General features: G+C 43.1%; 1 protein-coding gene and 2 pseudogenes. 1 reads left to right on the forward strand and 2 read right to left on the reverse strand.

From position 1 onward, the window contains the following. Positions 1–842 (reverse strand): annotated as a pseudogene (locus tag V7D75_RS12405) (cupin domain-containing protein); the annotation flags it as partial. A gap of 152 nt (positions 843–994) precedes the next feature. Here V7D75_RS12405 and V7D75_RS12410 point away from each other — a divergent pair. Then, positions 995–1,186: an NF038104 family lipoprotein gene (locus V7D75_RS12410; protein ID WP_068408670.1), complete on the forward strand. Its 192-nt coding sequence runs from the start codon at positions 995–997 to the stop codon at positions 1,184–1,186. A gap of 145 nt (positions 1,187–1,331) precedes the next feature. Here the strand turns inward: V7D75_RS12410 and V7D75_RS12415 are convergent. Then, positions 1,332–1,758, reverse strand: a pseudogene (locus V7D75_RS12415) (adenylosuccinate lyase); the annotation flags it as partial.

The raw sequence follows: 1,758 nt of genomic DNA on the forward strand, positions 1-1,758 counted from the left end.
TGACGAATGATGTCGTCGCCGCGCTCAGATTGTAGCATTTGTAGTAGCTGCTCTTTAATCGCCTCGATACTGCTGGCTGTCAATTCACCCGACGCTTGTAGTGCTTGTGGCAGTAGCATAGGGATAAATAAATCGCTGTCGTTGGTAGCAATATCAGCCAGACTATCAATAATTTGCATTAAGTTTGGACGACGGCAACCAAAAGAAAAAGTTAGGCAATCATCTTGCGCAACGCCAAAGTGCGATAATTTTGGTGGTACATAAAGCACATCACCCGCTTCTAGTATTTCGTCAAAAATAATCTCGCCCATATCATCAAACAATCGAATCGGCTCATCGGCAACAAACTCAGTGTTTTTATCACAAAATTTGCCAAGCTGCCAACGACGCTGACCGTAGCCTTGCGCTAAAAACACATCGTAATCATCATAATGCTTACCGACTGAGCCGCCCTTTGGCGCATAAGAAACCATAATATCATCGCGTTGCCACTGCGGAATAAAGTCAAACGCTTGCCACAATTGTCCGAGCTCAGGCGACCATTGCTCGAGGTTTTGCACCAGTACGGTCCATTGTTCAGGCAAATTGTCAAAATCGCTTTCAGTTAAGGGACTTTTTTTAAGTTGCCACTGCGCTAGGCCGTCTTGCTTAGTAGCGGCTTGGGTGAGCAGGCGTGCAGCCGCGTCTTCTTCAATAGCAAGACCAAGCATATCGTCTGGCTCAAACATGCCAATTAGCTGCGGTAAGCCTTGTTTAATAAGGAGCGGTTTTTTTTGCCAATATTCGCTTAAAAACTGCTCAGGCGTGATAGAGTCGGACAAGCAAAGAGGAATTGTGGTCATTGATAAATCCATGTCTAAAAATGGGTATAAGAGAAATAACAAGAGATGCTTTATAGGAAAGTTTTAATGGTTTATGATTATCGCCTAGCTGATAGCGAGTATTACCGTATGAATAGTTGCTGTCAGAACACCTCATCAATCGTAGGAAGTTTATGAAAAAATTACATTTTATCGTTATTATCGCCAGCGTATTTTTATTACAAGCTTGTGTGCACAAGGTTGTAACCGTGCCGGCAAAGATCGCTTATAAAACCACTAAAGGCGTGGTCAAAGGTACTGTGGCGGTCGGTAAAGCTATCATACCGGGCGATAGTGATGACGATGATAAAAAAGATAAAAAATAAAACCTTACCCATTAACTAACTGTGTTTTAAGACAAGTAATAGTAGGTAAGGTTAATGTTTTTCTTAATATAAATGAATAGGCTGTCCTACTCATTTATATCTATTTCAAAATATGTCCGCTAGCTACTTCAAGCTTGATCAGAGATTAAATCTTAGCAATCCAGTCTTTAATCGTGCGAGCTTGCTCAGCAGCATTACCAGTATAAGTCGCAGGCGTCAGCTCACGTAGGCGCGCTTTATCGCTATCTGAAACCGCAGATAATTCATCGCTTTCTACGAAAGTCAGCATGGCCTCACGCGTCATGGCATTACCACGGGTCAAAGCTTTGAGTTTTTCGTACGGGTTCTCAACGCGGTAACGACGCATGACCGTTTGAATCGGCTCAGCCAATACTTCTTGGGCATTATCTAAGTCGTCATTTAAGCGCTGAGCGTTTAGTTCCAACTTACCGACGCCTTTTAAGCACGCATCAAAAGCAATCATACTTTGCGCTAAGCCAACACCGATATTACGCAGTACAGTCGAGTCTGATAAATCGCGCTGCATACGAGAAATCGGTAGCTTTTCACCC

Source organism: Psychrobacter sp., from assembly GCF_036731945.1.
Taxonomy (GTDB): Bacteria; Pseudomonadota; Gammaproteobacteria; order Pseudomonadales; family Moraxellaceae; genus Psychrobacter.

What these genes read in the sequence shown, in the direction of transcription:
- V7D75_RS12410 (WP_068408670.1), top strand. Translation starts at nt 995, where the DNA reads ATGAAAAAATTACATTTTATCGTTATTATCGCCAGCGTATTTTTATTA.